Source organism: Streptomyces sp. V3I8 (assembly GCF_030817535.1).
Lineage (GTDB): Bacteria > Actinomycetota > Actinomycetes > Streptomycetales > Streptomycetaceae > Streptomyces.
In genome coordinates this window covers 1289023-1312614 of record NZ_JAUSZL010000002.1, presented here as the reverse complement: position 1 = coordinate 1312614, position 23592 = coordinate 1289023, and the positions used below count along the sequence as shown (strand labels likewise).

Annotated in this window: 17 protein-coding genes and 1 pseudogene; 14 read left to right on the top strand and 4 right to left on the bottom strand. The window is 68.7% G+C overall.

The window, feature by feature from the left end; genetic code table 11:
* The first annotated feature begins 147 nt into the window (after positions 1 to 147).
* Positions 148 to 1593, top strand: coding sequence for a family 43 glycosylhydrolase (locus QFZ75_RS05865; protein WP_373465812.1), 1446 nt, complete (start codon positions 148 to 150; stop codon positions 1591 to 1593).
* 66 nt (positions 1594 to 1659) lie between these two features.
* On the opposite strand, the gene QFZ75_RS05860 is transcribed toward QFZ75_RS05865, so the two are convergent.
* On the bottom strand, positions 1660 to 2565 hold the full coding sequence (locus tag QFZ75_RS05860) for a DMT family transporter (RefSeq protein ID WP_307534425.1): 906 nt from the start codon (positions 2563 to 2565) through the stop codon (positions 1660 to 1662).
* 68 nt (positions 2566 to 2633) lie between these two features.
* Between QFZ75_RS05860 and QFZ75_RS05855 the strand changes: the two genes are divergently transcribed.
* Both QFZ75_RS05855 and QFZ75_RS05850 read left to right on the top strand, forming a co-directional pair.
* Positions 2634 to 3488 (top strand): LysR family transcriptional regulator, encoded by an 855-nt coding sequence (locus QFZ75_RS05855; RefSeq protein ID WP_307534423.1) that lies wholly within the window; start codon positions 2634 to 2636, stop codon positions 3486 to 3488.
* Between the two features lie 253 nt (positions 3489 to 3741).
* Positions 3742 to 6147 carry a ricin-type beta-trefoil lectin domain protein gene (locus tag QFZ75_RS05850; RefSeq protein WP_373465811.1) on the top strand — a complete coding sequence of 802 codons (2406 nt, stop codon included), beginning with the start codon at positions 3742 to 3744 and terminating at the stop codon, positions 6145 to 6147.
* 94 nt (positions 6148 to 6241) lie between these two features.
* On the opposite strand, the pseudogene QFZ75_RS05845 reads toward QFZ75_RS05850, so the two are convergent.
* Positions 6242 to 7685 (bottom strand): annotated as a pseudogene (locus tag QFZ75_RS05845) (sensor histidine kinase).
* Positions 7686 to 8525: 840 nt separating this feature from the next.
* Between QFZ75_RS05845 and QFZ75_RS05840 the strand changes: the two are divergent.
* On the top strand, positions 8526 to 8669 hold the full coding sequence (locus QFZ75_RS05840; RefSeq protein ID WP_307534422.1) for a hypothetical protein: 144 nt from the start codon (positions 8526 to 8528) through the stop codon (positions 8667 to 8669).
* A gap of 205 nt (positions 8670 to 8874) precedes the next feature.
* Here the strand turns inward: QFZ75_RS05840 and QFZ75_RS05835 are convergent, their stop codons facing one another.
* The gene (locus tag QFZ75_RS05835; RefSeq protein WP_307534420.1) at positions 8875 to 9342 is read right to left on the bottom strand and encodes a hypothetical protein; all 468 of its coding nucleotides are present in this window, start codon (positions 9340 to 9342) and stop codon (positions 8875 to 8877) included.
* Between the two features lie 198 nt (positions 9343 to 9540).
* Here QFZ75_RS05835 and QFZ75_RS05830 point away from each other — a divergent pair, with 198 nt between their 5' ends.
* From QFZ75_RS05830 to QFZ75_RS05820, 3 genes are all read left to right on the top strand, one after another.
* Entirely contained in the window at positions 9541 to 14325 is a 4785-nt protein-coding gene (locus QFZ75_RS05830) for a caspase family protein (protein WP_307534419.1), read from the top strand.
* A 334-nt stretch (positions 14326 to 14659) separates the two neighbouring features.
* A protein-coding gene (locus QFZ75_RS05825) for an IS5 family transposase (protein ID WP_307534034.1) occupies positions 14660 to 15477 on the top strand; the annotation gives its coding sequence in 2 pieces (ribosomal slippage) (positions 14660 to 15004 and positions 15007 to 15477; 816 coding nt in all).
* Positions 15478 to 15504: 27 nt separating this feature from the next.
* Positions 15505 to 16101: a hypothetical protein gene (locus QFZ75_RS05820; protein WP_307534417.1), complete on the top strand. Its 597-nt coding sequence runs from the start codon at positions 15505 to 15507 to the stop codon at positions 16099 to 16101.
* A 57-nt stretch (positions 16102 to 16158) separates the two neighbouring features.
* Here QFZ75_RS05820 and QFZ75_RS05815 read toward each other — a convergent pair whose 3' ends face one another.
* On the bottom strand, positions 16159 to 16869 hold the full coding sequence (locus QFZ75_RS05815; RefSeq protein ID WP_307534415.1) for a response regulator transcription factor: 711 nt from the start codon (positions 16867 to 16869) through the stop codon (positions 16159 to 16161).
* Positions 16870 to 17020: 151 nt separating this feature from the next.
* On the opposite strand from QFZ75_RS05815, the gene QFZ75_RS05810 reads away from it, so the two are divergent.
* The 7 genes from QFZ75_RS05810 to QFZ75_RS05780 all read left to right on the top strand — a co-directional run bounded on the left by QFZ75_RS05810 (position 17021) and on the right by QFZ75_RS05780 (position 23588).
* On the top strand, positions 17021 to 18361 hold the full coding sequence (locus tag QFZ75_RS05810) for a ferredoxin reductase family protein (protein ID WP_307534413.1): 1341 nt from the start codon (positions 17021 to 17023) through the stop codon (positions 18359 to 18361).
* Between the two features lie 10 nt (positions 18362 to 18371).
* Complete coding sequence (locus tag QFZ75_RS05805) at positions 18372 to 19070, top strand: FMN-binding protein (RefSeq protein ID WP_307534411.1); 699 nt, start codon at positions 18372 to 18374, stop codon at positions 19068 to 19070.
* A 53-nt stretch (positions 19071 to 19123) separates the two neighbouring features.
* Positions 19124 to 19870 (top strand): FAD:protein FMN transferase, encoded by a 747-nt coding sequence (locus QFZ75_RS05800; RefSeq protein ID WP_307544223.1) that lies wholly within the window; start codon positions 19124 to 19126, stop codon positions 19868 to 19870.
* A gap of 348 nt (positions 19871 to 20218) precedes the next feature.
* A complete protein-coding gene (locus QFZ75_RS05795) occupies positions 20219 to 20869 on the top strand; it encodes a GntR family transcriptional regulator (RefSeq protein WP_307534409.1) in 651 nt (216 codons plus the stop codon).
* 90 nt (positions 20870 to 20959) lie between these two features.
* Positions 20960 to 21709: a PIG-L deacetylase family protein gene (locus QFZ75_RS05790; protein WP_307534407.1), complete on the top strand. Its 750-nt coding sequence runs from the start codon at positions 20960 to 20962 to the stop codon at positions 21707 to 21709.
* Positions 21706 to 22422 carry a 4-carboxy-4-hydroxy-2-oxoadipate aldolase/oxaloacetate decarboxylase gene (locus QFZ75_RS05785; RefSeq protein WP_307534406.1) on the top strand — a complete coding sequence of 239 codons (717 nt, stop codon included), beginning with the start codon at positions 21706 to 21708 and terminating at the stop codon, positions 22420 to 22422. Before QFZ75_RS05790 ends, QFZ75_RS05785 begins: the two co-directional genes overlap by 4 nt.
* A 38-nt stretch (positions 22423 to 22460) precedes the next feature.
* Complete coding sequence (locus QFZ75_RS05780; protein WP_307544222.1) at positions 22461 to 23588, top strand: 4-oxalomesaconate tautomerase; 1128 nt, start codon at positions 22461 to 22463, stop codon at positions 23586 to 23588.
* Positions 23589 to 23592 lie beyond the last annotated feature (4 nt).

The following is a 23592-nucleotide window of genomic DNA, read 5'->3' as shown; positions in this document are numbered from 1 at the left end:
TCTCCTCCCCGCGCCCCCGGGAGGCGCGGGGAGGAGACGTGCCCGAAGCGTTGACGTGTACAGGGCGACTGCCTATCTTCTGGTCGAAGTCACGTACACCGTTCGAAACTGCGAACGGTATTGCGTCCGCCAGAAGGGGAACCCGTCGTGTTCCGTACCCGCCACCTGCCGGCCCTCGTCGCAGCCCTGCTCGTCACCCTCGCCACCACGGCCGCGCAGCCGGCCGCCGTCCCCGCCTCGCCCGCCGTCACCTACACCAACCCCGTCGCCGAACAGCGGGCCGACCCGCACATCTTCAAGCACACCGACGGCTACTACTACTTCACCGCCACCGTGCCCGCGTACGACAGGATCGTGATGCGCCGGGCCACCACCCTCCAGGGCCTGTCCACGGCCGCCGAGACGACGATCTGGACCAAGCACGCCAGCGGTGACATGGGTGCGCACATCTGGGCACCGGAGATCCACCACATCGGCGGCAAGTGGTACGTCTACTTCGCCGCCGGCTCCACCAACGACATCTGGAAGATCCGGCCGTACGTCCTGGAGACGAGTGCCGCCAACCCGCTGACCGGGACCTGGACCGAGAAAGGCCGCATCGCCCTCCCGCTGGACACCTTCTCGCTCGACGCGACGACCTTCACCGTCGGCGGCACCCGTTATCTGAGCTGGGCGCAGAACGACCCGGCGGTCGGCGACGGCACCAACATCTACCTGGCGAAGCTGTCCAACCCCTGGACCGTCAGCGGCAGTCCGGTCATGATCTCCCGGCCCACCCACGCCTGGGAGAAGATCGGCCACACCGTCAACGAGGGTCCGGCGGTCGTCCAGCGCGGCGGCAAGGTCTTCATGACCTTCTCGGCGAGCGCCACCGACAGCAACTACTGCCTCGGCCTGCTCACCGCCTCGGCCTCCGCCGACCTGATGAACGCGGCCTCCTGGACGAAGACCCCCACCCCGGTGTTCACCAGCAACACCGCGACCGGCCAGTACGGTCCGGGCCACAACACCTTCACCACGTCCGAGGACGGGAAGTCCGACGTCCTCGTCTACCACGACCGCAACTACAAGGACATCAGCGGCGACCCGCTCAACGACCCCAACCGGCGCACCCGTTACCAGAAGCTGTACTGGAACGCCGACGGCACACCCAACTTCGGCATCCCGGTGGCCGACGGCCTCACACCGGTCCGCTTCTCCTCGTACAACTTCCCCGACCGGTTCATCCGGCACTGGGAGTACCGGGCGAAGATCGAGCCGAACGTCACCAACCTCGCCGACTCGCAGTTCCGCGTGGTGACCGGTCTCGCGGGCACCGGGACCGTCTCCCTCGAATCGGCGAACTTCCCCGGTCACTACCTGCGCCACCGCGGCAACGGCGAGGTGTGGGTGGACAAGAGCGACGGTGGTACGGCCTTCAAGGGCGACGCGAGCTTCTACCGGCGGGCCGGTCTGGCCGACGCGTCCGCGGGTGTCTCCTTCGAGGCGTACAACGCCGCGGGCAGCTATGTCCGGCACTACGACTACCTGCTCGTCACCCAGCCGGCCGACACGGCGGCGGCCAGGGCGGACGCCACGTTCTACGCCGAGTAGGCGACTTCGCGGCCGCCTCGGGCGTCCGGGTGCGGGCGACCGCCCGCACCCGGACGCCCGGTCCTTTCACCGGCGGGACGTGAGGACGCCGATCGCGTTCGCGGCGACCACGGCGCCGACGGCGGCCCACTCCGGCGGCCCGAGGTCCTGGCCGAGGACCACCCAGCCGACCAGGCCGGCCAGCACCGGGTTGACGCTCATGAGGAGGCCGAAGGCCGGGGCGGGCACGCGGCGCAGGGTGAACATGTCGGCCAGGTACGGCACCGCGGAGGCCAGGACGCCGGCGACGACGGCGTACCCGACAGCCGCCGGGGCCGGTGGGTTCCGCAGCACCAGGACGACGCCGACCGGCAGGAACATCAGCGCGGAGACGGCCGCGGCCGCCGCGGAGCCCTGCGCTCCCGGGACGCGCCGGCCCACCGTGCGGTTGAGCAGGATGTACGCGGCCCAGCAGGCGGCGGCCAGCAGACCGAGCCCCATGCCGAGGTAGTCCGCCGACGGCCGGGGGCGCATCAGCGTGACCACGCCCGCCGCGGCGACCAGCGCGCAGCAGGCGTCCACCCGCCGGCGCGCGGCGGACAGCGCGATCGCGAGCGGCCCGAGGAACTCCAGGGTCACCGCGAGGCCCAGCCCGATGCGGTCGACGGCGGTGTACAGGGACAGGTTCATCGTGCCGAACACCAGGGCGAGCAGCAGGACGGGCCCCCACTGGCGCCGGGTGAACGAGCGCGGCCGGGGCCTGGCGACCGCGAGCAGGACGACCGCGGCCACGTACTGGCGGACCGCGACGACGCCGAGCGGGCCCAGGACGGGGAAGGCCAGCGAACCGATCGCGGCGCCGGTCTGGTTGGACAGACCGCTGCCGACCAGGACGAGCAGACCCGGCAGCCGGCGACCGTCCGGCCCGGGTTCCGCAGGGGCCGGGGAAGTGTGCCGCGCGGGCGCCGTCGTGGGTGCGGGGGTTGCGTCCATGATGCGATGCTGCGCCCGCCCCCCGCATGCGCAAAATGCATTCGGTGGTCCATCTATACGCTTGGGTCATGGATCTGGAACTGCGGCAGCTGCGCTGTCTTGTCGCGATCGTCGACGAGGGTGGTTTCACCGACGCGGCCATCGCCCTCGGTATCTCCCAGGCGGGGGTGTCCCGCTCCCTGGCGTCCCTCGAACGCGCCCTCGGTGTACGGCTGTTGCGGCGGACCTCCCGCCAGGTGACCCCGACATCGACCGGACTGCGCGTGGTGGCGCACGCCCGGCGGGTGCTCGGCGAGGTGGAGGGCCTGGTGCGGGAGGCCGCCTCGGGACAGGCCTCCCTGCGCATCGGGTACGCCTGGGCGGCGCTGGGCCGCCACACCCTGGCCTTCCAGCGCGGGTGGGCCGAGAAGCATCCCGGGACGGAACTGGAGCTCGTGCGCGCCAACTCCGCCACCGCGGGGCTCGCGGAGGGCGTCTGCGAACTGGGCGTCGTACGAGGGGCGCTGGACGAGCGCCGCTTCGACTCGGCCATCGTCGGCCTGGAACGGCGGCTGTGCGCCCTGGCCGCCGACGACCCGCTGGCCCGGCGCCGGTCCGTACGGCTCGCCGACCTCGCCGGACGCACGCTGCTCGTCGACCGGCGGACCGGGACCACCACGACGGAGCTGTGGCCGCCCGACGCCAGGCCGGCCACGCGCGAGACGCACGACATCGACGACTGGCTGACCGCGATCTCCACCGGGCGGTGCGTGGGGATGACCGCCGAGTCGACCGCCCACCAGTACCCGCGGCCGGGGGTGGTGTACCGGCCCGTGCGGGACGCGGAGCCGATCGCCGTGCGGCTCGCCTGGTGGCGGGACGACCCGCATCCCGCCGCACCGGCCGTGATCGAGTCGCTCGCGGCGCTCTACCGGTCGGCGTGAGCCTTCGCCGCCTTTCGGGGCATGAGTGCAACCGCCTTGTATTCCTTGGCAGTTGAAGGTCTTTCGCCACAACGAGGACAGAGTGTGGACGGCTGCGGTGAAAGTCCCTACTGTGTCCGTCGCGACGCACGAGACCTCATGCGTCCCGTTCGCCACTCTCCGTATCCGGTGCGACGGCGCGTACCGGCAGCGGTGGATCTCTCCACTCGTCCATCTGCGTTCCCCGCGCTGCGGGGAGCGAACAGGAGGCTACGTGTATCCACGGCTGTTGTCCGAGCGGCTCGGCAGACGCCTGGCCGCAACACTCGTCACCTCGCTCCTGGCACTCGCACTGTCCGCCCCCACCGGCACGGCCGCACCGGCCGACCGGTCCGCCGAGGATCTTCCCCCGCAGGAACCGGGCGTCACGCTGCGTGTCTTCGACATGCAGGTACCGCTCGACAAGCTGTGCGACCTCAAGCCCGGGCAGACCCCGAACATCGACAAACTGATGCCGGTGATCGACTGGTCCGCCGACGCGGACTTCGGCCTCGGCGCCAACTTCGTCTCGCGGACCACCGCCAACCTGAACGTCTCCGCCGCCGGGACCCACACCTTCCGGCTCACCAGCGACGACGGCTCCCGGCTGTACATCGACGACCAACTCGTCATCAGCCACGACGGCCTGCACGGAGCCGACCCCAAGGACGGCGACGTCGTCCTGGCGGCCGGGTACCACTCGATCCGCATCGACCACTTCGAGAGGGACGGCGGGCAGCAGGTCACCCTGGCGTGGAAGCCCCCTTCCGCCGCCGCCTTCGCCGTGGTGCCCAACTCGGTGCTCAGCACGGACGCCGGCGTCGTCCGGGTCACGGCCCCCGGACGCAAGGAGTGCGAACTGGCCGGTGACTCACCGGGCGACGGGCTGCCGCTGACCGGAGTGCACCCGAACTACACCCTGACCGATCTGCGGCCCGCCGGGTTCGAACCGCAGGTCTCCGCCATGGACTGGCTCCCCGACGGCAGGCTCGCCGTAGCCACCTGGGGCGGCTCGGAGAACACGACCGGCGAGGTCTACCTCCTGGGCAATGTCACCGGAAGCACCGGACCGGACAGGGTGACGTACAAGAAGGTGGCCTCGGGGCTCAAGGAACCCATGGGCATCAAGTACGTGGACGGCAAGCTGTACGTGTCGCAGAAGCACGAGCTGACCGAGCTCGGCGACACCAACGGCGACGAGGTCACCGACACCTACCGGCGGGTCGCCACCTGGCCCTACGGCGGCAACTTCCACGAATTCGCCTTCGGCCTGCTGTACAAGGACGGGTTCTTCTACCTGAACCTGTCCGTGTCCATCAACTACGGCGGAGCGACGACGAATCCGCAGCCCGCCCGGAACCGCGGCACCACGATAAAGGTCAACAGGGCGACGGGGGCGGTCAGTTACGTCGCCGGTGGTCTGCGCACCCCCAACGGCATCGGGTGGGGCCCGGAGGGCGACATCTTCGTCACCGACAACCAGGGCGGCTGGCTGCCCTCCTCGAAGCTGGTCCAGGTCAAGCAGGACCGCTTCTTCAACCACTACACCAACCCCGTGGGCCCCTTCGACTCCCAGCGGGTGACCAAGCCGGTCCTGTGGCTCCCGCAGAACGAGATCGCCAACTCGCCCAGCACACCGCTCCAGCTGAACGACGGGCCCTTCGCCGGCCAGATGCTGTTCGGTGACGTGACCTACGGCGGCATCCAGCGCGGATACCTCGAGAAGGTCAACGGCGAGTACCAGGGGGCCGTGTTCCGCCTCACCCAGGGCCTGGAGGCCGGTGTCAACCGGATCAGCGTCGGCCCCGACGGCGCGCTCTACGCCGGCGGCCTCGGCGCGGACGGGAACTGGGGCCAGGAGGGCAAGCTCAAGTTCGGCCTGCAGAAACTGACACCGAACGGCACCAGCGCCTTCGACATCCGCGAGATGCGCGCCGTCCCCGGCGGCTTCGCCCTCGAGTACACCCAGCCCGTGTCCACCGACACCGCCGCCGGCCTGGCCGCGCGCTACAAGGTCAAGCAGTGGCGCTACGTACCCCGCGTCGACTACGGCGGTCCCAAGGTCGACGAAGAGACGCTCACCGTCCAGTCGGCCACCGTCTCCGGCGACCGCAGGACGGTCACCCTGGCCGTTCCCGGCCTCAAGCCCAACCGGGTCGTCCACGTCCGCTCGGCCCGCCCCTTCAGCTCGGCCGACGGCAAGCAGCTCTGGAGCACCGAGGCCTGGTACACCATGAACCAGCTCCCCGGCACGCCCTCGCGCACCGGAGAGGTGAAGGGCGTCAACGGCAAGTGCCTGGACGTGGACAACGCCGGCACGGCCGACGGGAGCAAGGTCCAGCTGTGGACCTGCAACAGCACCCCGGCCCAGGAGTGGTCCCTGCTCGGTGCCGGCGCCGTGCGGGCCCTGGGCAAGTGCCTGGACATCGACAACTCCGGGACCGCCGACGGCACGAAGGTCCAGCTGTGGACCTGCAACGGCACCGCGGCCCAGATCTGGCAGCCGCAGTCCGACGGCACCCTGCGCAACCCGCAGTCCGGCAAGTGCCTCGACGTGGTCGGCGGATCGGGCAACGACGGCACCGCCGCCCATCTGTGGTCCTGCCTCAACCAGCAGAGCCAGAGGTGGGTTCTTCCCTAGGAGTCCCACCAGGAGGTGACCGTCCCACAGCGCCGGAGGCCGCGAGGACGCCTGGCCTTCGGCGCGCCGGGACACCGGGGCACCGGCGACGCCGTCACAGGGACGCGCCGTGGTGCAGCACGATGGTCAGCGTGAAGGTCGTCGATCCCGGCCGGCTCCGTACCTCGATCTCGCCGCCGTGGGCCCGCACCAGCGAGCGGGCCACCGCCAGGCCCAGGCCGCTGCCGCCGCGGTCCCGGCTGCGGGCCTTGTCGATGCGGTAGAAGCGGTCGAAGACGCGCTCCTGGTCCGCGGCCGGGATACCGGGACCGGAGTCGGTGACCCGCACGACGGCCGCGCCGGACACGACGGACACCTCCACGCCGACCTCGGTGCCGGCGGGGGTGTGCACGGCGGCGTTGGTGAGGAGGTTGTCGAGGACCTGTCGGATACGCAGCACGTCGAGCCGCAGCCGCACCGGGCCCGGGCCCGCCCGCGACGGACAGCGGGTGGCCGGGACGGCTCGCCCGGAACGCGTCCGCCGCCTGCCGCACCAGCTCGGTCAGGTCCGCGTCCTCCAGCCGCAGCGGTGTCTCCACCTCGGCGGCGTCCAGGCGGGCGAGCAGCAGCAGGTCGTCGAGGAGCACCCCCATCCGGGCCGCCTCGGCACGCAGCCGGGCCAGGTGCCGCTCCCGCTCCCCGGGCTCGTTGGCCGCCGCGTACTGGAAGAGGTCCGCGTATCCGCGTACCGACATCAGGGGCGTACGCAGTTCGTGCGAGGCGTCCGCGACGAAGCGGCGCAGCCGCTGCTCGGCCTCCGTGCGGACGGCCAGCGAGTCGTCGATGTGCTCCAGCATCGTGTTGAACGCGGTGCGCAGCTCCTCGACCTCGGGGCCGCCGTCGCCGCGGTCGGCGCGGACCGGCAGCCGGGCCGAGTCCGTGAAGTCGTGCGAGGTGATGCCGCGGGCCGTGTGCGCCATGTCGCTGAGCGGCCGCAGACCCCGCCGCAGCACCGCGCGCCCGAACACCACGAGCCCGAGCAGCGCCAGGGCGAACGCGACGACCTGGACCGTGACCAGCTGGTCCATGGTCTTCTCGATGTCCTCCAGGGGCGCCGCGGTGACCAGGACCACGCCGTCGCCGATCTTGCAGGCGCGCAGCCGGTACGCGCCCTCGTCCTCGATACGCGTGGTGTGGGACATCTCCGTCGACCCCGCCCGGGCCAGCGACTCGGCGAAGGCGGTGAACTGGACGGTGTCCTTGGGCACGTCACTGGGCCTGCGCAGGACGGCGGTGTCGCCCGAGACGTCGTACACGGCGGTGAACCAGCCGTAGTACGGCCTGCGCTCCACCGTGCCGTGCGCCTGGGCGTCCTTGGACTGGGTGACCTGGACCAGCTTCATCTGGTTGTTGAGCTGGTGCTCCAGGTAGTCCCGCATGTACGCCGACAGCGCGGTGCCGACCCCGGCGAAGACGACCAGCGCGAGGACGCCGATGCCCAGCGCGAGCCGGGTGCCGAGCCGCAGCCTGCGGTACGTGCCGCGGAGCCGGCCGGTCACGCGCCGGCCTGCCGGACCACGTATCCGACGCCTTGCGCTTGCACGGAGCGGTCGAGGCACGTTCCGTCCCTGCCGCTCATGGCGAGGGGCGGATCATCGCTCACGACGAGAAGTCGTACTTTTTCCACGTGCCCATAGTGCTTCACCTCGCCGATCACATCATGGCCGAGGCCCCGCCGAGCCCGGATCGATAGCCACTTGAAAGTTCATCGACAGGTGAACGACAGGATCGGGAGGCACGCCCGCGGTGGTGTGTGAGTCGACCGGTGCCACGCTCGGCGGCCCGCCGCCGACCGGCGTCGTCGAGCGGCGACGGCAGCGCATTTTTCGGAAGTTGTTTGTTGTGTGCCCTTCCTCGAAAGCGAATAACGGTGCTTCCGCTACTCCTTGAGGCGGACAGCCGGACCGGACTTCCGGTCGATTCCCGATCGATCCGTCGTAGGCATGACACAGGTACGCGAGGAAAGGACAGCCGTGCGCCACCGGAGGAACACGATCGCAGTAGTCGTCACCGCGGCTCTCCTGCTGACAGGACTCGTCACGCGGACGGCTGCTGCCGTACCCGGACCCACAGCCTCATGGACGGCGGTGGTTGCGGTCGTCCATGCAGTTCCCACTGATCAAGTTGGGATCCAAAGGGGTGGCGGTGACAGAGGCGCAACGCTGTCTCAACAGCGCCTGAGCAATACGCGCCTTGCTGTGGACGGCAATTCCAGCCCGCTCACCGATGCCGCGACCGGGCGCTTCCAGGCATGTGAGGTCTGTTCGCCTGTCTGGGGCTGGCCGTGCCCGCCGCTGTCGCTGCGTCCACGACCGCGTCCGCCCTACCGCTCCCCGCAAATGCCGCGTCATCCGCGTTCCCGCCTCACGACGGCGCCCACCACGCGGACCGACACCTGCAGCTTCGGTCGTGTCTGCATCTACAAGGGCGACATCTGGGACGGGAGCCCCAACCACCCGAAGCCGTGCGGCTTCTACTACTAACGGGACGTACAACGTGCAGAACCTCGTCGGCGGCTACACCTTGCGGAACGGGATTGTGGATAAGCCTTACGCCGACGTACTCCGTGAGGCTGTACGCCTGACCTGCACCCCTGGTGACGTTCCACCGCGGAAACGGTGGAATGTCACGGACGTCGCATGGAGATCAGTACGGCCCGCTTTCGGCAGGGTGGGCATGTGGAGTGGTTCAGGTGAAGGCGCTCTCCGTAAACGAGACCCCTCCGCGCTCGCTGTGCGGGAGGGCAAGCCGCTGCGCGTACTGGGGAGCCCGCCGCAGGTACTGATGGAATCCTGTGGCTCGGAACGTGAGGTCGAAGGAGTGGCCTTCGACGTGCCAGCGCGGGCCGCCACGACTGTCCTGCGGGAGCGAGCGTCGAAGATGGTCGATGTCGAGACTCAAGGCCATTCCCTTGAAGTCGAGGCTGCCCTCGATGTCCCAAACGTCGTCGAACACAAGAGTGGACGGCGCGGCCCAGAAGCTGAAGTGTGTCTGAGGTGCGACCGGATGCACCCAACGGACGATGTAGTCGATGTCCAGGAACAGGCGGGGCAGCGAGTTCTCGGAGGCTCCCGGCTGCACGCAGAGTCCGTGGATGGTTCCGTCGTGCCATCCCATCGAGTCGAAGTCGGCATCGCTCCAGATGCTCTTCGTCACTCATGACGGCATCCAACCAGAACGCAAGGACGAGGGCGCGGCTCGCCGTCCTCGAGAGCGGTCGTGGGCTGGAACAGCGCCGGGGCAGCCGAGCAGATCAGGGTGGATCACGGCTCGGAACCCTGATGGACGGCGGTAGTGGTAGTGGCTTGTGCCGATCGGCTGATGGCTGAGCGGCAGTTTCCGTACCATGGGTCGGTGACGCGACGTCAGGCGCTACTCATCGGTGTACCGCAATGTGATGACGTGACATTCTCCCCTATCGCACAGGTGGTGAGAAACGATCTGGAGAAGATGCGGTCGGCGTTGACACCATCTTCCTACTCGGTTGATTCGATCGGTGCGGACACGTTGGATCCGAGTGGGAGCCGAATCCGGGCTGCGATCAGGAAGGCCTGTGCGGAAGCCGCGGAGGGCAGTGTGCTGCTCCTCTATTTCTCCGGACACGGCGTCAGCGCCGACGGTGTCGACTACCTCGTTCCCAGCGACGCCTTCCGCGAGGGCGGGGAGCTCGTCCTGGACAGTCTTGTGCCTGTGGTTCCGGATTTGAGCAACTGTCGCGCGAGACTCGTGGTGTTCTTCGTCGATGCGTGCCGGGACTCTCCTGCCGGCCTTCCCACGGAGGGAGGTGGAGGAGGAGTGCTGCACTATCCGGCGGAGGGCTCGCAAGTGATGGTGGCTGCCTGTGCTCCCGGCCAGGTCTGTCACTACGGTGAGGACGGCAGTGTATTCACGAGAACACTCGCCCGAGTACTCGACCGTCGTCACCCCGCCCGCACGCTGTCCGCGGTACTCAACGAGGTCACCAAGGAGATGCGTAGGACCACGGGGCGAGGGCAGAACAGCTCCCAGATCCCGAACGCCTACCCGATGACGATGTTCCGGGATGCTGCGGATCAGGTGATCTGCGAGGGTGACGAACTCGTCTCCGCGTGGCGCCGCGTCGCGGCGGACAACCGTCTCTGGGATCTCGCCTCCGGAGTCACGGACGAGATACGCGGCCACGTGACGGGGGTGGCGGAGGACTGCGCGCGCACTCATCTGGAGGTCTCCAACGAACTCCGGGAGCGGACGGGGATGACTGACCACTGGTTCGACCCGAACTACCCGGCGAGAACGATCGGCTTCACTGCGGAGATCTTGACCGAGGGCACGCCGATCGCGGCCGAAGAGGCGGCAGTGATGATCGCGGCTCCCTTCATGCGCGAGGCGGTTCTCGCGGAAGGAGTGCGAAAGGCTGCTGTCATCAGGCCAGGTGACTTCAAGCGTTGCTACGAGCGGGGCCATCGAACCGACCTCGAGCTCACCCACGAGATGTATCCCCAGGTGACCCGTCGGGCCGAGGGACTGACCCGACGAGGCGAGGCCGAAGCTGCCGAGACCCTCGTCATGTGGCTGGTCCATCGCTGGCTCGATGGTTTCACCGGTTTGTGGAAACTCCGGCAATCACAGGTGTGTGCCGATCGTGGGGCGAGTCTGATCCGCAGGACCGCGACCGATCTGAGCCAGGGCGAGTGCTGCCACCTGATGGAGACGTTGATCCGCGCGGTGGCCGCGGGACCGGTCGATGTGCGACTGGAGGAAAGGCTTGCCGCGCTGCCGGACGAATGGCGGGGGAGAACAGGAACGCTATGGCTTGCAGGGACCCTGGCGGCCGACCCACGCCGTCTGCCTGCAGTGATAGCCGATCACATAGGCACCGGTCTCGAACTGTCCCTCGCCTCGGTCAAGGACGCCGCCGACCTGCTGCGTGCGAAGAGACGCAAAGGGGATCTCGATCTGGCGCTGATCTGTACACATCCCGCGCAACAGGATGCCTTTCAGGCCGTGGCCGACGCCGGACAGCATGTCCTGAGTCGTCTGCAAGGACTCGGACGCCTGGGCCCGGTCGACGACACCCTGCCCTTCCGGATCACTCATGACGGAGTACGGCCCGATCGTCCGGGCCCGAACGGCACTGCCGTGTACGAGGTGCCCTTGACCCGGTTCCGGCTCTCCGAGGACAAGATCCGCGAACTGCTGATGGGTCGGCAGCTCTACGACGACCCCGCACTCGCGATCCGTGAGCTCTACCAGAACTCCCTGGACGCCTGCCGATACCGGGACACTCGTCTTGAAGGGCTACGGAGGAAAGGCCGACGTCCCGCGCCGTGGACGGGAGAGATCATCTTCCGGCAAGGACTGGACGGCGACCGAGAGTACATCGAATGCGAAGACAACGGCGTCGGGATGACCCGGGACGTGCTGGAGCATGTTTTTTCGCAGGCCGGGGAGCGGTTCGTCTACTCACAGGACTACCGCGCCGAGCACGCCGTCTGGCAGGAGCTCGACCCGCCGCTGCGTATGGTCTCCAACAGCCAGTTCGGCGTTGGAGTCTTCAGCTACTTCATGATTGCGGATGAGGTCCTTCTGTACACGCGCCCTGTGGACCAGCAAGGCATCCCCTCACCGGATGGATTCGCTGTCCGGATCGCCAGCAGCGGCAGCCTGATGCAGGTGACTCCATCTGAAGAAATGCTGCAGGGCGGCACCAGGATCAGGCTCTACCTCACTGGAGAAGAAGAGGCTGACAAGAAGATCTCCGTTCTGCAGACCCTTCGCCGACTGTTGTGGATCGCCGAGTACAGGGTCATTGCGACCGAACACGCCTCGGCACCGGAGAAGTGGCAACCCCAGCAGCTTCGGTATCAGGATGATTCGGCTGAATCGCTTGAGTTCGATCGCGACCTTTGGTGGGTTTCGGGTGAAGGTGGCCTGGCGGCAGACGGTTTACGTACCAATGAAGAGATTTACGGGTTGATTGTCAATCTGAGAGACGAGCATCGCCCTCAGTTCACTGTCGACCGAAAGAAAATTCGTACCTGGCACGAAGACTGGGTTTACGGGAAAATCGACGAATCTCTGCCCGCCTTGGATGACTGGCCGGGGCTGACACTGTCCTGGCTGTGGGAAGTCACGAATTCATCGGCGGAGGTGGCTGAACGTGTCTTCAAGCATCTTGTGGAAGTCGAAGCAGAGATACCGATCGGTGGTGGCTGGGGGCAAAGTGCGACCATTTCGCTTGCGGGGACCGGCTGTGTTCCGCAGGACAAGGAACTTTTCGACCCGAAGAGCAGAGGCTACTACCTTTACTCTCGGTGGTTCACGATCTGGCGGTCCGGAGCGTGGAAAGGAAGGTCCAGCGCCCAGTGGAACCTGCGTCGTATACCTCAGGCACTCTCGGTCGAAGGGTTTCCTGTGGCCGACCCTGTCGACGGGGCTCTTTTAGCCCGGCTCAATCATCACTATGGTGAGGACCGCCCCGTTCTGCTCGAGGAGATCCTCGAAGCAACCGCACATGAGAAGCAGAAGCTTTCGAGGCTTCTCCATCGACTGCGAAAATTTGCGATAACTGGTCTGGATCTACGCAATCTCCATCGTGGCCCTGCTGTCGACCTGACATTCAAGAAGGAGGACGCCGCGCTTGCCGGGGCACTGGCCGCCTGGTCTCCGCCTGGTCTTGCGCGTTCCGCCATTGTCGCCGGGAGCTTGGTTAAGGCGTCTGTGCAACTCGACCAGCCGCTGCGTGAGGTCGTGCGCAGAGCAGCCGCGATAGCGCCCCCCGGATGGGTCGGGCCGTGTGCCGAACTCGGCCAGCTTGGAGACCGCATATGCACGGTGGCCGAGGCGAGGCTTCTGTCCGTTCGGCTCATCTCCCTTCCTCCCTGGATATCGGGACCGCTGCAGCCCGCCCATATTGCCCACGCAGCCGGCGAACTCGGTAGAGAAATATCGCAGATTCTTGAAATGTGTGAGCGATTCGCCTCTCTGGGAGTGAGCGTGGCCGGACGCGAACGATATCCGGAGTCATTCAGTCAGGTGCAGGTGGAAGCGCTGCGACACCTGGAAGAGATCGGAGATATTCTGACACCCGTTCAGCTGATTCATATCGCTGGGCTGACCGGAAACAGTTATCAAGAAGTCAGGTCGGAACTCGGAGATTTGGAGGGGTGTGGCCTTCTTGAGTTGCCAGAGGCCGAGACCGCGGAAGATTTCTGTCCCGACGCGGAAACTGTCGGATTCATCGGCTATGCGCTGCAGATAATGGACCCTCGGACAGGTCGACAGAGGTTCCTGCGACGCCCGGCTTCATTGTCGGTGGCGGCTGCACTATCCGGGCGGTACATGCGGCGTGGTGTGACGAACCAAGTGGAGGATCTGGTTGCCTTCACGATTCCGGATGTGGAGATCACCGGACCGGACCTGGTTCACCTCGCGTCAATGATCATCGGATCGCTCGGAGAAGCCCGTAAGTGTTTCTCCAGGGTCTACCCCGAGGTCCGGCTCCCCGAGATCGACCAAAGCGCAGAGGAGCTCCAACCGTGGCTGCTTCAGGATTATCTGATCACCCCCTACTGGGCGGTGGAGCCCGTGGGATGGGCTCTCGGCGTCGGGCAGATCGTTGCCGGTGCACTCGACTTCGGTTGCACCGTCAGTGAGTTCCTTTGGAAAGTTGTTCCCTACCGAGAGCTGGGTGCGCCTCTTCCAGATCTTTCTAAGGAAGACGTCGAGGAACTGAGTGCATGGCACCCAGATCTTTATGATCACGAGTTGCTTGTAATTCCCCGTGAGACACCCGCTTCCCTCGTGGACGATGTCTACCTGACGGAAGTGGATGCCTTGAGACTGGTGCAAATCGCTGGTCGGCTCGGCATGTCCCTGCGGGAGGCCCATCAGCGGCTCACCCGGATGGCACTGCTCGGTCTGCGTCTCACCTACGCGTCTGACGCGGTCCCGGAGGGAATCGTGCACTGGTGCGACCTGCTGGCATTGACTGTCCATCTGGACGGACAACGGCCGGAAATCGGCGGCCGGGTGGACCCGGACCACTTTGCTAGAGCGGCCGAAGCGACGGGGAATCCAGCCTCACAGATTCTGGAACGGGTGCGGAGTTACGCTCGTCTGTTCTCCTTGAGTCTTCCGGAGGAGCCTCTAAATGGCTGACCACGACAGTGTCGCTTTCGCCGAAATAGAGGTTGCTCACCAAACGGACTTCGCGGTGCTGCGGGATGAAGGAGGGCTTACCGTTGCGGGACTGTGCCCTCGATGCGCCACCCGTACAGAGATGACGTTCGTGTACGGCAGCCCTCAGGGCACGAAAGGACCTCTCCGGCGGGCTCGGCCGACGCAGCCGACGAAGGTGACGATGTATTGCGAATGCGGTTACTGGCACGAGGGCAGGCCGCCTGAGTCGCCGGATACGGGATGCGGCGCTTACTGGCTCTAACAAAAGCTGCTGATCATGAGACTGTCGGTCTCTCTGCTCGTATGTCTGGGTATGGGAAACCGTCAGTCGCGGCCGTGGATCGTGTCGGACGAACTGTGGTCGTTGATCGAGCCGTTGCTACCGAACCCGGGCCCGAAGAAGGCTGAGGGCAGACCGCGGGTGCCGGACCGGCAGGCCCTGTCCGGGATCCTGTTCGTCCTGCACACCGGCATCCAGTGGGAGTACCTGCCCCAGGAGCTCGGCTTCGGCTCGGGGATGACCTGCTGGCGGCGCCTGGCGGCTTGGAACAAGGCCGGCGTCTGGGACCAGCTCCACCATCTGCTGCTGAACGAGCTGCGGTCGAAGAACCATCTGGACTGGGGCCGGGCGGTGATCGACTCCTCGCATGTCCGCGCGGCCCGACGGGGCCCAAAAGCGGTCCCAGCCCGGTCGACCGCGCACGTCCGGGCAGCAAGCACCACCTCATCGTCGACGGGCAGGGCATCCCGCTCGCGGTGTCGCTGACCGGCGGCAACCGCAACGACGTCACCCAACTCCTGCCCCTGCTCGACAAGATCCCCGCCGTCGCCGGGGTTGTCGGCCGGCCCCGCCACCGGCCCGACGCACTGCTCGCCGACCGTGGTTACGACCACGACAAGTACCGGCGCTTGCTGTGGCGGCGCGGGATCCGTCCCGTGATCGCGAAGCGGGGCGAGTCTCACGGCACCGGCCTGGGCGTCTTCCGCTACGTCGTCGAACGCACGATCGCCTGGCTTCACGGCTTCCGCCGCCTACGCATCCGCTGGGAACGACGCGACGACATCCACGAAGCATTCCTCGGCCTCGCCACCTGCCTGATCACCTACCGCCACGTCCGACGCCTTTGTTAGGACCTCTTACTGGTCTGTCGGCATCTGATGAGTATCGAACACAAGCGGTGGGCCCAGTACGCCCAGAAGTTACGGCTCGAGCAGTTGCCGACCGCGCGCAAGCAGGCGGAAGTCTGGCGGACCGGGCTGACCGGTATGACCACGCTGCTGGGCATCGTACTGGTGGTGAAGGGACATGAGACCATAGGTGATCTCGCGTCCTGGACGAGGGTGACTGTCGCTGTGTTGCTCGTCATGACGTTCGGAGGTCTCCTCACGGCGACGGTCCTCGCCGTCCGGGCGGCCGCCGGGACACCCGGCGCGGAAATACTCCTGACCGGCGAAGGGCTTCGAGAATGGACCAGGCACGAGGTCAAAATTGTCGCCCGACGGATCTGGTGCGCCGCTCTACTGACCTTTGTGGCGCTTTCGCTTCTTGTGGCCGCCCTCGGCTTCACCTGGTTCGGTCCGGTCTCACACCCTGAAAAACCGACGGTCCGGGTGGTCACCAGAGGTGACAGCATGTGCGGTGAACTCGTAGGAACCGCCGACGGCAACGTGGTCGTCAAGGGGGAGAGCTTGAAGGAGACGCCGATCAGCCGAATCGTCTCCATCGAGCCCGTGAAAAGTTGCAGCCGACCTTGAGGAGACATGGCAACGGAGCGCGCGTCGCCCTTCACCTGATGAGTGGGCTGTCGCCGGTCACGCGCCGGCCTGCCGGACCACGTACCCGACGCCCCGCACGGTGTGGATGAGCTGCGGCCCGTCGGTGCCGTCGCCGTCGGTGTCGCCGTCGAGTTTGCGGCGCAGGCGGCTGACGACCAGTTCCACCACGTTCGAGCGGCCGCCGAAGCCGTACTCCCAGACGTGGTCGAGGATCTGCGCCTTGGTCAGCACGGTCGGCGACTTGCGCATCAGGTAGCGCAGCACCTCGTACTCGGTGGGGGTGAGCGTCAGCAGGCGCTCGCCGCGGCGCACCTCGCGGGTGTCCTCGTCCATGGTCAGGTCCGCGACCGTGAGCACGGACCGCTGGAAGCCGGGTCCCACGCTGCGGCGCAGCACGGTCCGCAGCCGGGCCATCAGCTCCTCCACCGCGAACGGTTTGACGAGGTAGTCGTCGCCGCCCCTGGTGAGGCCCGCGACCCGGTCCGCCACTCCGTCGCGGGCGGTGAGGAACACCACCGGAACCATCGTCCCGGACAGGCGCAGGCGGTCGAGAACGGCGAAGCCGTCGAGTCCCGGCAGCATCAGGTCGAGCACCACGATGTCCGGACGGAACGCGGCGGCGCGGCGCAGCGCCTCCTCACCGCTGTTCGCGGTGACCGCCTCCCAGCCCTCGTAGCGGGCGACCGTCGCGACCAGGTCGGCGATGGGCGGATCGTCGTCCACGACGAGAAGTCGTACTTTTTCCACGTGCCCATAGTGCTTCACCCGGCGATCAGCGCCATGGCAAAGGGTCCGTCGAGTCCGGATCGATAATCACTTGAAAGTTCATCGACAGGAAAACGACAGGGTTGACGAGGCAGGCTCGGAGTCCCAGGACCCGATCGAGGAGTTGCCGTCCGTGACGACTGTCCAGACGACCTTTCCGCCGCCGGCCGCGGTGGTGCGCCCCAAGGTGGTGGCCCGCGCCGGGCTGTACGGGCTGCTGGCCCTGAACGTGGTCGTGGTGACCGTGTTCTTCGTCCAGGCCGGGTTCGCCTCGAACACCCTCATCGTGCTGGGCAGACTCGCCGGCCTGTACGGCGCGCTCCTGATGGCCTTCCAGCTCCTGCTGGTCGCCCGGCTGCCCTGGTTCGACCGCCGCATCGGCATGGACCGGCTGACCTCCTGGCACCGCTACGTCGGCTTCGGCCTGCTGTTCACGCTGCTCGGGCACGCCGTCTTCATCACCTTCGGCTACGCGCAGTCGTCCTCGATGGACCCGGTGAACCAGCTGGTGGACCTCGGTGAGACCGTCGAGGGCGTGTTCCGCGCGATCGTCGCGCTCGGCCTGATCCTCGTGATCGGCGGGGTCTCGGCCCGCTTCGCCCGCCGCCGGCTCGCGTACGAGACCTGGCACTTCATCCACCTGTACACGTACGTCGCGGTGGTGCTGGCGTTCACGCACCAGGTGGCGGCGGGCACGACGTTCACCTCTTCCCCCGCGGCCACGACGTACTGGTACGTGCTCTGGGGCGTGGCGCTCGGCGCGGTGCTGCTGGGCCGGCTCGTCCTCCCGCTGTGGCGCAACCTCCGCCACCGGCTGCGGGTCTGCGCCGTCGTGCCCGAGTCCGACGACGTCGTGTCCGTCCACATCACCGGACGCGACCTGGACCGGCTGCCGGCCCGCGCCGGCCAGTTCTTCCTGTGGCGCTTCCTCACCAGGGACCGGTGGTGGCAGGCCAACCCGTTCTCCCTGTCGGCCGCCCCCGACGGCCGGACCCTGCGGCTCACCGCCAAGGCGGCCGGCGACGGCACCGCGGCCCTGCGGCACCTGAAGGTGGGCACGCGGGTCTTCGCCGAGGGGCCCTACGGCGCCTTCACCGCGATGCACCGCACCCGCTCCGAGGCCGTGCTCATCGCGGGCGGCGTGGGCGTCACCCCCATCCGCGCCCTGCTGGAGGAACTGCACGGGCACGCGGTGGTCATCTACCGGGTGGGCTCGGACCGGGACGCGGTCCTCTACGAGGAGCTGCGGGAACTGGCCCTGGCCAAGGGCGCCGAACTGCACCTGGTCTCCGGGCCGGTCCGGCCCGACAAGCTGGCGCCGCACGAGCTCGCGCGGCTCGTGCCGGACATCGGCGACCGCGACGTGTTCCTGTGCGGGCCGCCGCCGATGATGAACGCGGTGCTGGGCAGCCTGCGCGAGCTGGGTGTGCCCAAGCCGCAGATCCACTTCGAGCGCTTCAGCCTGGCGGGATGAGAGAGACATCGTGAAGCGAGCAATACCTGTCCTGGTCCTGTCCGTCGCGGGCCTGGTCCCGGTGTGGCGCTACGCGCCCTCGGACGGCTCGACGACGACCACCGAGGCCTCGTCGCCCGCCTCGACGCCCTCCGCGTCCTCCTCCGGGGACGGCTCGTCCCAGGTGGTCAAGGGCACGACCGTGGACACCGAGAAGGGCCCCGTGCAGGTCGAGGTGACCTTCGACGGCGACGAGATCACCGCCGTGAAGCTGCTGCGGCAGCCGAACCACCCGCAGACCGAGGCGGCCGTGCCGAAGCTCGTCGCGGAGACCCTGGAGGCGCAGAGCGCCGACGTCGACACGGTGTCCGGCGCGACCCTCACCAGCGACGGCTACCGGGAGTCGTTGCAGGCCGCCATCGACGCGGCGGCCGAGGCCTCGTCGTCCGCCGCGTCCTCGTCCGCCGCCGCCTCGCAGGTGGTGGCGGGATCCACCGTGGACACCGAGAAGGGTGCCGTCCAGGTCGAGGTGACCTTCGAGGGCGACACGATCGGTTCCGTACGCATGCTGCGGCAGCCGAACCACCCGCAGACCGAGGCGGCCGTGCCGAAGCTCGTCGCGGAGACGCTCAAGGCGCAGAGCGCCGACATCGACGCGGTGTCGGGGGCCACGATCACGAGCGAGGGATACGTCGAGTCGCTGCAGGCCGCGCTCGACGCGAGGGGATGACGGCGATGGCGAGGACCGAGACCCGCACGGCCCCGGCCGCCGTGACCGGCGTGGTGCATCGGGTCGAGCACGTCATGGGGCTGCCCGTCTCCGTGCGGATCGAGGGCGAGGGCCGCGGCACGGATCCCGTGGACCCTGCGGAGGCCGCGGACCGGGTGTTCGCGTGGCTGCGTGAGGCCGACGCGCGGTTCAGCCCGTTCCTGGCCGACAGCGAGGTGTCGCGGTTCGGCCGGGGTGAGGTGGCCGCCGACGGGCTGAGCCCGGACCTGGCCGAGATCCTGGACCTGTGCGAGCGGTACCGGGCCGAGAGCGGGGGTGCGTTCCAGGTGCGGCTGCCCGGCCGGGGGCTCGATCCCTGTGCCGTGGTCAAGGGCTGGGCCGTCGAGCGCGCCGCGGAGCTGTTGCGGGCGGCGGGGGTGACCACGTTCTGCCTCAACGCGGGCGGTGACGTGGTCGCGGCGGGGCGGCCCTGGCGGGTGGGCGTACGGCACCCGGAGCGGGCCGACCGGGTGTGCGTGGTCGTGGAGGTCGCCGACGGGGCGGTGGCCACCTCCGGGCGGTACGAGCGCGGGGACCACATCTTCGACGGGCGTACGGGACGGGCGGCCACCGGGCTGCTCGGTCTCACCGTGGTGGCGGCGTCGCTGACCGAGGCCGACGCCGTCGCCACCACGGGGTTCGCGATGGGGGTGGAGGGCGTCGAGTGGGCCGCCGCGCGGGAGGGGTGCGAGGTGTTCGCCGTGGACGCCGGGCGCAGGGTGCTGCGCAGCCCCGGGTTCCCCGTGGCCCCGCGGACCTGAACCGGCCGGTCCGGGCGCGGCCTTTGGCGACGGCGCCGTGCGGGCAGGCGGCCGTCTTCGGTTCGGGCCCGGTGCCCGAGGAGGCCGGGATCCCGGCCGGGGACTCCGGGGACTCCGGGTCGAGGGGCCGGGGAGCGCCGCGACACCTGAGGGTGTCGCGGGTGCCCGGTCCGGCGGGGTGGGCGTGCCCCCGGTGCCGAGGGCGGCCACGGCCGGTCCGGCGGCCATCGCGGCACGGCCGGCGGGCAGCCGTACGGCGATGTCGGACCACACATGTCGAACAAAATTGTTGACAATCTTGTTCGTCTAGTTTTAGGTTCGACAGGCACTCACTCAGGGAGGGCACACATGCCGAAGGAAGCCCGTCCGAGCACCGGAGAACAGGCCAGACAGCATGCGCTCGCGCAGGTGCGGCAGGCGATCCTGCAAGGCGAGATGGCTCCGGCCCAACGGCTGGTGGAGAACGAGCTCGCCGAGCAGTTCGGTGTGACGCGGGCCAGCGTCCGGGCGGCTCTGATCGAGCTGGAGTCGGAAGGGCTGGTCGAACGGATCCGCAACCGCGGTTCGCGGGTCCGGGTGGTGACCGTGGAGGAAGCGGTCGCCATCACCGAGTGCCGCATGGTCCTGGAAGGGCTGTGCGCGGGCAAGGCGGCCGTCGAGGCCAGTGACGACCAGCTGGACCAGTTGGTCGCACTGGGCGAGGCGATGTCCAAGGCCGTCGCCGATGGTGAGCCGGTGACCTACTCCGACCTCAACCACGAACTGCACGGCCGGATCAGGCAGTTCTCCGGCCAGCAGGTGGCCGTGGGACTCCTGGAGCGGCTCAACGCGCAGCTGGTGCGCCACCGTTTCCAGCTGGCGCTGCGCCCCGGCCGGCCGCAGAAGTCCCTGAGCGAGCATCTGGCCATGATCGACGCGATCAGGGCCAGGGACCCGCAGGCGGCCGAAAGGGCCGTCCGCTCCCACCTCGCGGGTGTGATCGACGCGTTGCGCGAATGACGTCGGGTGACCGGCATCGGTGAGCGACGCGTCGGGCGCACGACGCCGCGGGGCGGGCCGACCGGCCTGTCCAGCAAGGAGATCGCAGGAATGACGCACGGCAACGCGCCCGACACCCCACGCTCGACGCTCGTCGTCACCGCCCACGCCGGGGACTTCGTGTGGCGGGCCGGGGGAGCCATCGCCCTCGCCGCCTCCCGCGGCGAGAAGGTCACCGTCGCGTGCCTGACCTACGGAGAGCGCGGCGAGTCCGCCAAGGCGTGGCGCGAGGGCAGAACACTCGATGAGATCAAGGCGATGCGCCGCGGCGAGGCCGAGGCGGCCGCCGCCGCGCTCGGCGCCGAGGTCGTCTTCTTCGACGCGGGCGACTACCCCCTGACCGTCACCCCGGAGCTGACCGACCGTCTGGTGGGCGTCTACCGGCGGACCCAGCCGGACGTCGTGCTCACCCACCCGCTCGACGACCCCTACAACGGCGACCACCCGGCGGCCGCGCGGATGGCCCTGGACGCGCGGGTCCTCGCGCAGGCCATCGGCTACCCGGCCGAGGGAGAGATCATCGGCGCCCCGCCGGTGTTCTTCTTCGAGCCGCACCAGCCGGAGATGTGCGGCTTCAGGCCGGAGGTCCTCCTCGACATCTCCGAGGTCTGGGAGACCAAGCGCAGGGCGATGGAGTGCCTCGCCGCCCAGCAGCACCTGTGGGACTACTACACGGACCTCGGCGTCCGCCGCGGTGTCCAGCTCAAGCGCAACGCCGGCCCCAACCTGGGACTGGCCCACACGACCATGGCCGAGGCGTACATGCGGCCCTATCCGCAGGTGACGGGAGAACTGGCATGAACAACGTGATCGTCACCGACCCGCCGAAGGCGGACGCCGCGGACGTCGAGGCGCTCGCCCGGTACGCAGTCGCCACCGTGCACGAGGCGATGGGCCGCACCGGCCTGCTCGGCACCCACCTGCGCCCCGTCCAGCAGGACACCCGGGTCGCGGGCACCGCGGTCACGGTGCTCTCCTGGCCCGGCGACAACCTCATGATCCACGCGGCCGTCGAGCAGTGCGGCGAGGGCGACATCCTGGTCGTCACGACCACCTCGCCCTCCACCGACGGCATGTTCGGCGAACTGTTCGCCACCGCGCTGCAGCGCCGCGGCGTACGCGGCCTGGTCATCGACGCGGGCATCCGGGACACCGTCGAACTGCGCGAGATGGGCTTCCCCGCCTGGTCCCGGGCGGTCAGCCCGCAGGGCACGGTCAAGGCGACCGGAGGCAGCGTCAACGTGCCGGTGGTCGTGGGCGGCCAGGTGATCCGGCCCGGCGACGTGATCCTCGCCGACGACGACGGCGTGGTGTGCGTGCCCCGCGAGCGCGCCCGGCGGACGGCCGAGGCCTCCGAGGCCCGCGAGACCAAGGAGGCCGGCGCCCGCGCCGCCTTCCAGGAGGGCCAGCTCGGCCTCGACCGCTACGGCCTGCGCGGCACCCTCGAACGGCTGGGCGTCACCTACACGTCGTACGCCGCGTACGAGCGCGAGCGGGACGGAGCGGGGTCGTGACCGGCTCCGGGAGGGCCCCCGCCGAAGAGGTGCGCTGCATGCTCATGCGGGGCGGCACCTCCAAGGGTGCCTACTTCCTCGCCGCCGACCTGCCCGCCGAACCCGCCCCGCGCGACGACCTGTTGCTGCGGATCATGGGCAGTCCCGACCCGCGCCAGATCGACGGCCTGGGCGGCGCGCACCCCCTGACGAGCAAGGTGGCGGTGGTCTCCGCGGCCGGCGGTCCCGAGGCGGACGTCGACTACCTGTTCCTCCAGGTGGGCGTCGACAGCGATGAGGTGAGTGACCGTCAGAACTGCGGGAACCTCCTCGCGGGAGTCGGGCCCTTCGCCGTCGAGCGCGGTCTCGTCGTGCCCGACGGCGACCGGACCTCCGTACGGATCCGCATGCTCAACACCGGAGACCTCGCGGTCGCGGACTTCCCCACGCCGGGCGGGCGCGTCGACTACCGCGGTCCTGCCGAGATCTCCGGCGTCCCGGGGTCCGCCGCACCGGTCGTCATCGAGTTCCCGCAGGGGGCCGGCCCGCTGCTGCCGACCGGCCGGGTCCGCGACCTCGTCGCGGACACCCCGGTGACCTGCGTGAACAACGGGATGCCGACCGTGCTGATCGCCGCGTCCTCGCTCGGCGTCACCGGTTACGAGGAGCCCGCCGCCCTGGAGGCGGACCGGGAGCTCGCCGAACGGCTCCGGGCGATCCGGCTGGAGGCCGGGAAACTGATGGGGCTCGGCGACGTGGCGGACACCACCGTGCCCAAACTCACCCTGCTCGCCCCGCCGTCGGACGGCGGCGCGGTCATGACCCGCACCTTCATACCGGTGCGCTGCCACACCGCGATCGGGGTCCTGGGCGCCGCGAGCGTCGCCGCCGGACTGCGGATCGAGGGCGGCGTCGGCGAGGGGGTGGCGAGCCCGCCGGCGCACGGGGACCGGTTGCGCATCGAGCACCCCACCGGCTTCCTCGACATCGAGACGGCCCTCGCGTACGAGACCCCGGACGCCCCGGACCCGGACGCCCCGGGCGCGCGTTCCCCGGGCACCCCGGCAGGCGTACGCGGCGCCGGTCTCCCGGTCGCCCGCCGCACCGCCGTCGTCCGTACCGCACGCAAGATCTTCGACGGCACGGTCTTCCCCCGGCCTGTCCGAGCCGCCGCACACCACTCCTGAGGAG

Coding starts and splice junctions, on each gene's coding strand:
- QFZ75_RS05820 (WP_307534417.1), top strand. CDS start 15,505: ATGAGTATCGAACACAAGCGGTGGGCCCAGTACGCCCAGAAGTTACGG.
- QFZ75_RS05860 (WP_307534425.1), bottom strand. CDS start 2,565: ATGGACGCAACCCCCGCACCCACGACGGCGCCCGCGCGGCACACTTCC.
- QFZ75_RS05855 (WP_307534423.1), top strand. CDS start 2,634: ATGGATCTGGAACTGCGGCAGCTGCGCTGTCTTGTCGCGATCGTCGAC.
- QFZ75_RS05785 (WP_307534406.1), top strand. CDS start 21,706: ATGAACAACGTGATCGTCACCGACCCGCCGAAGGCGGACGCCGCGGAC.
- QFZ75_RS05780 (WP_307544222.1), top strand. CDS start 22,461: ATGCTCATGCGGGGCGGCACCTCCAAGGGTGCCTACTTCCTCGCCGCC.
- QFZ75_RS05840 (WP_307534422.1), top strand. CDS start 8,526: ATGCCGCGTCATCCGCGTTCCCGCCTCACGACGGCGCCCACCACGCGG.
- QFZ75_RS05790 (WP_307534407.1), top strand. CDS start 20,960: ATGACGCACGGCAACGCGCCCGACACCCCACGCTCGACGCTCGTCGTC.
- QFZ75_RS05795 (WP_307534409.1), top strand. CDS start 20,219: ATGCCGAAGGAAGCCCGTCCGAGCACCGGAGAACAGGCCAGACAGCAT.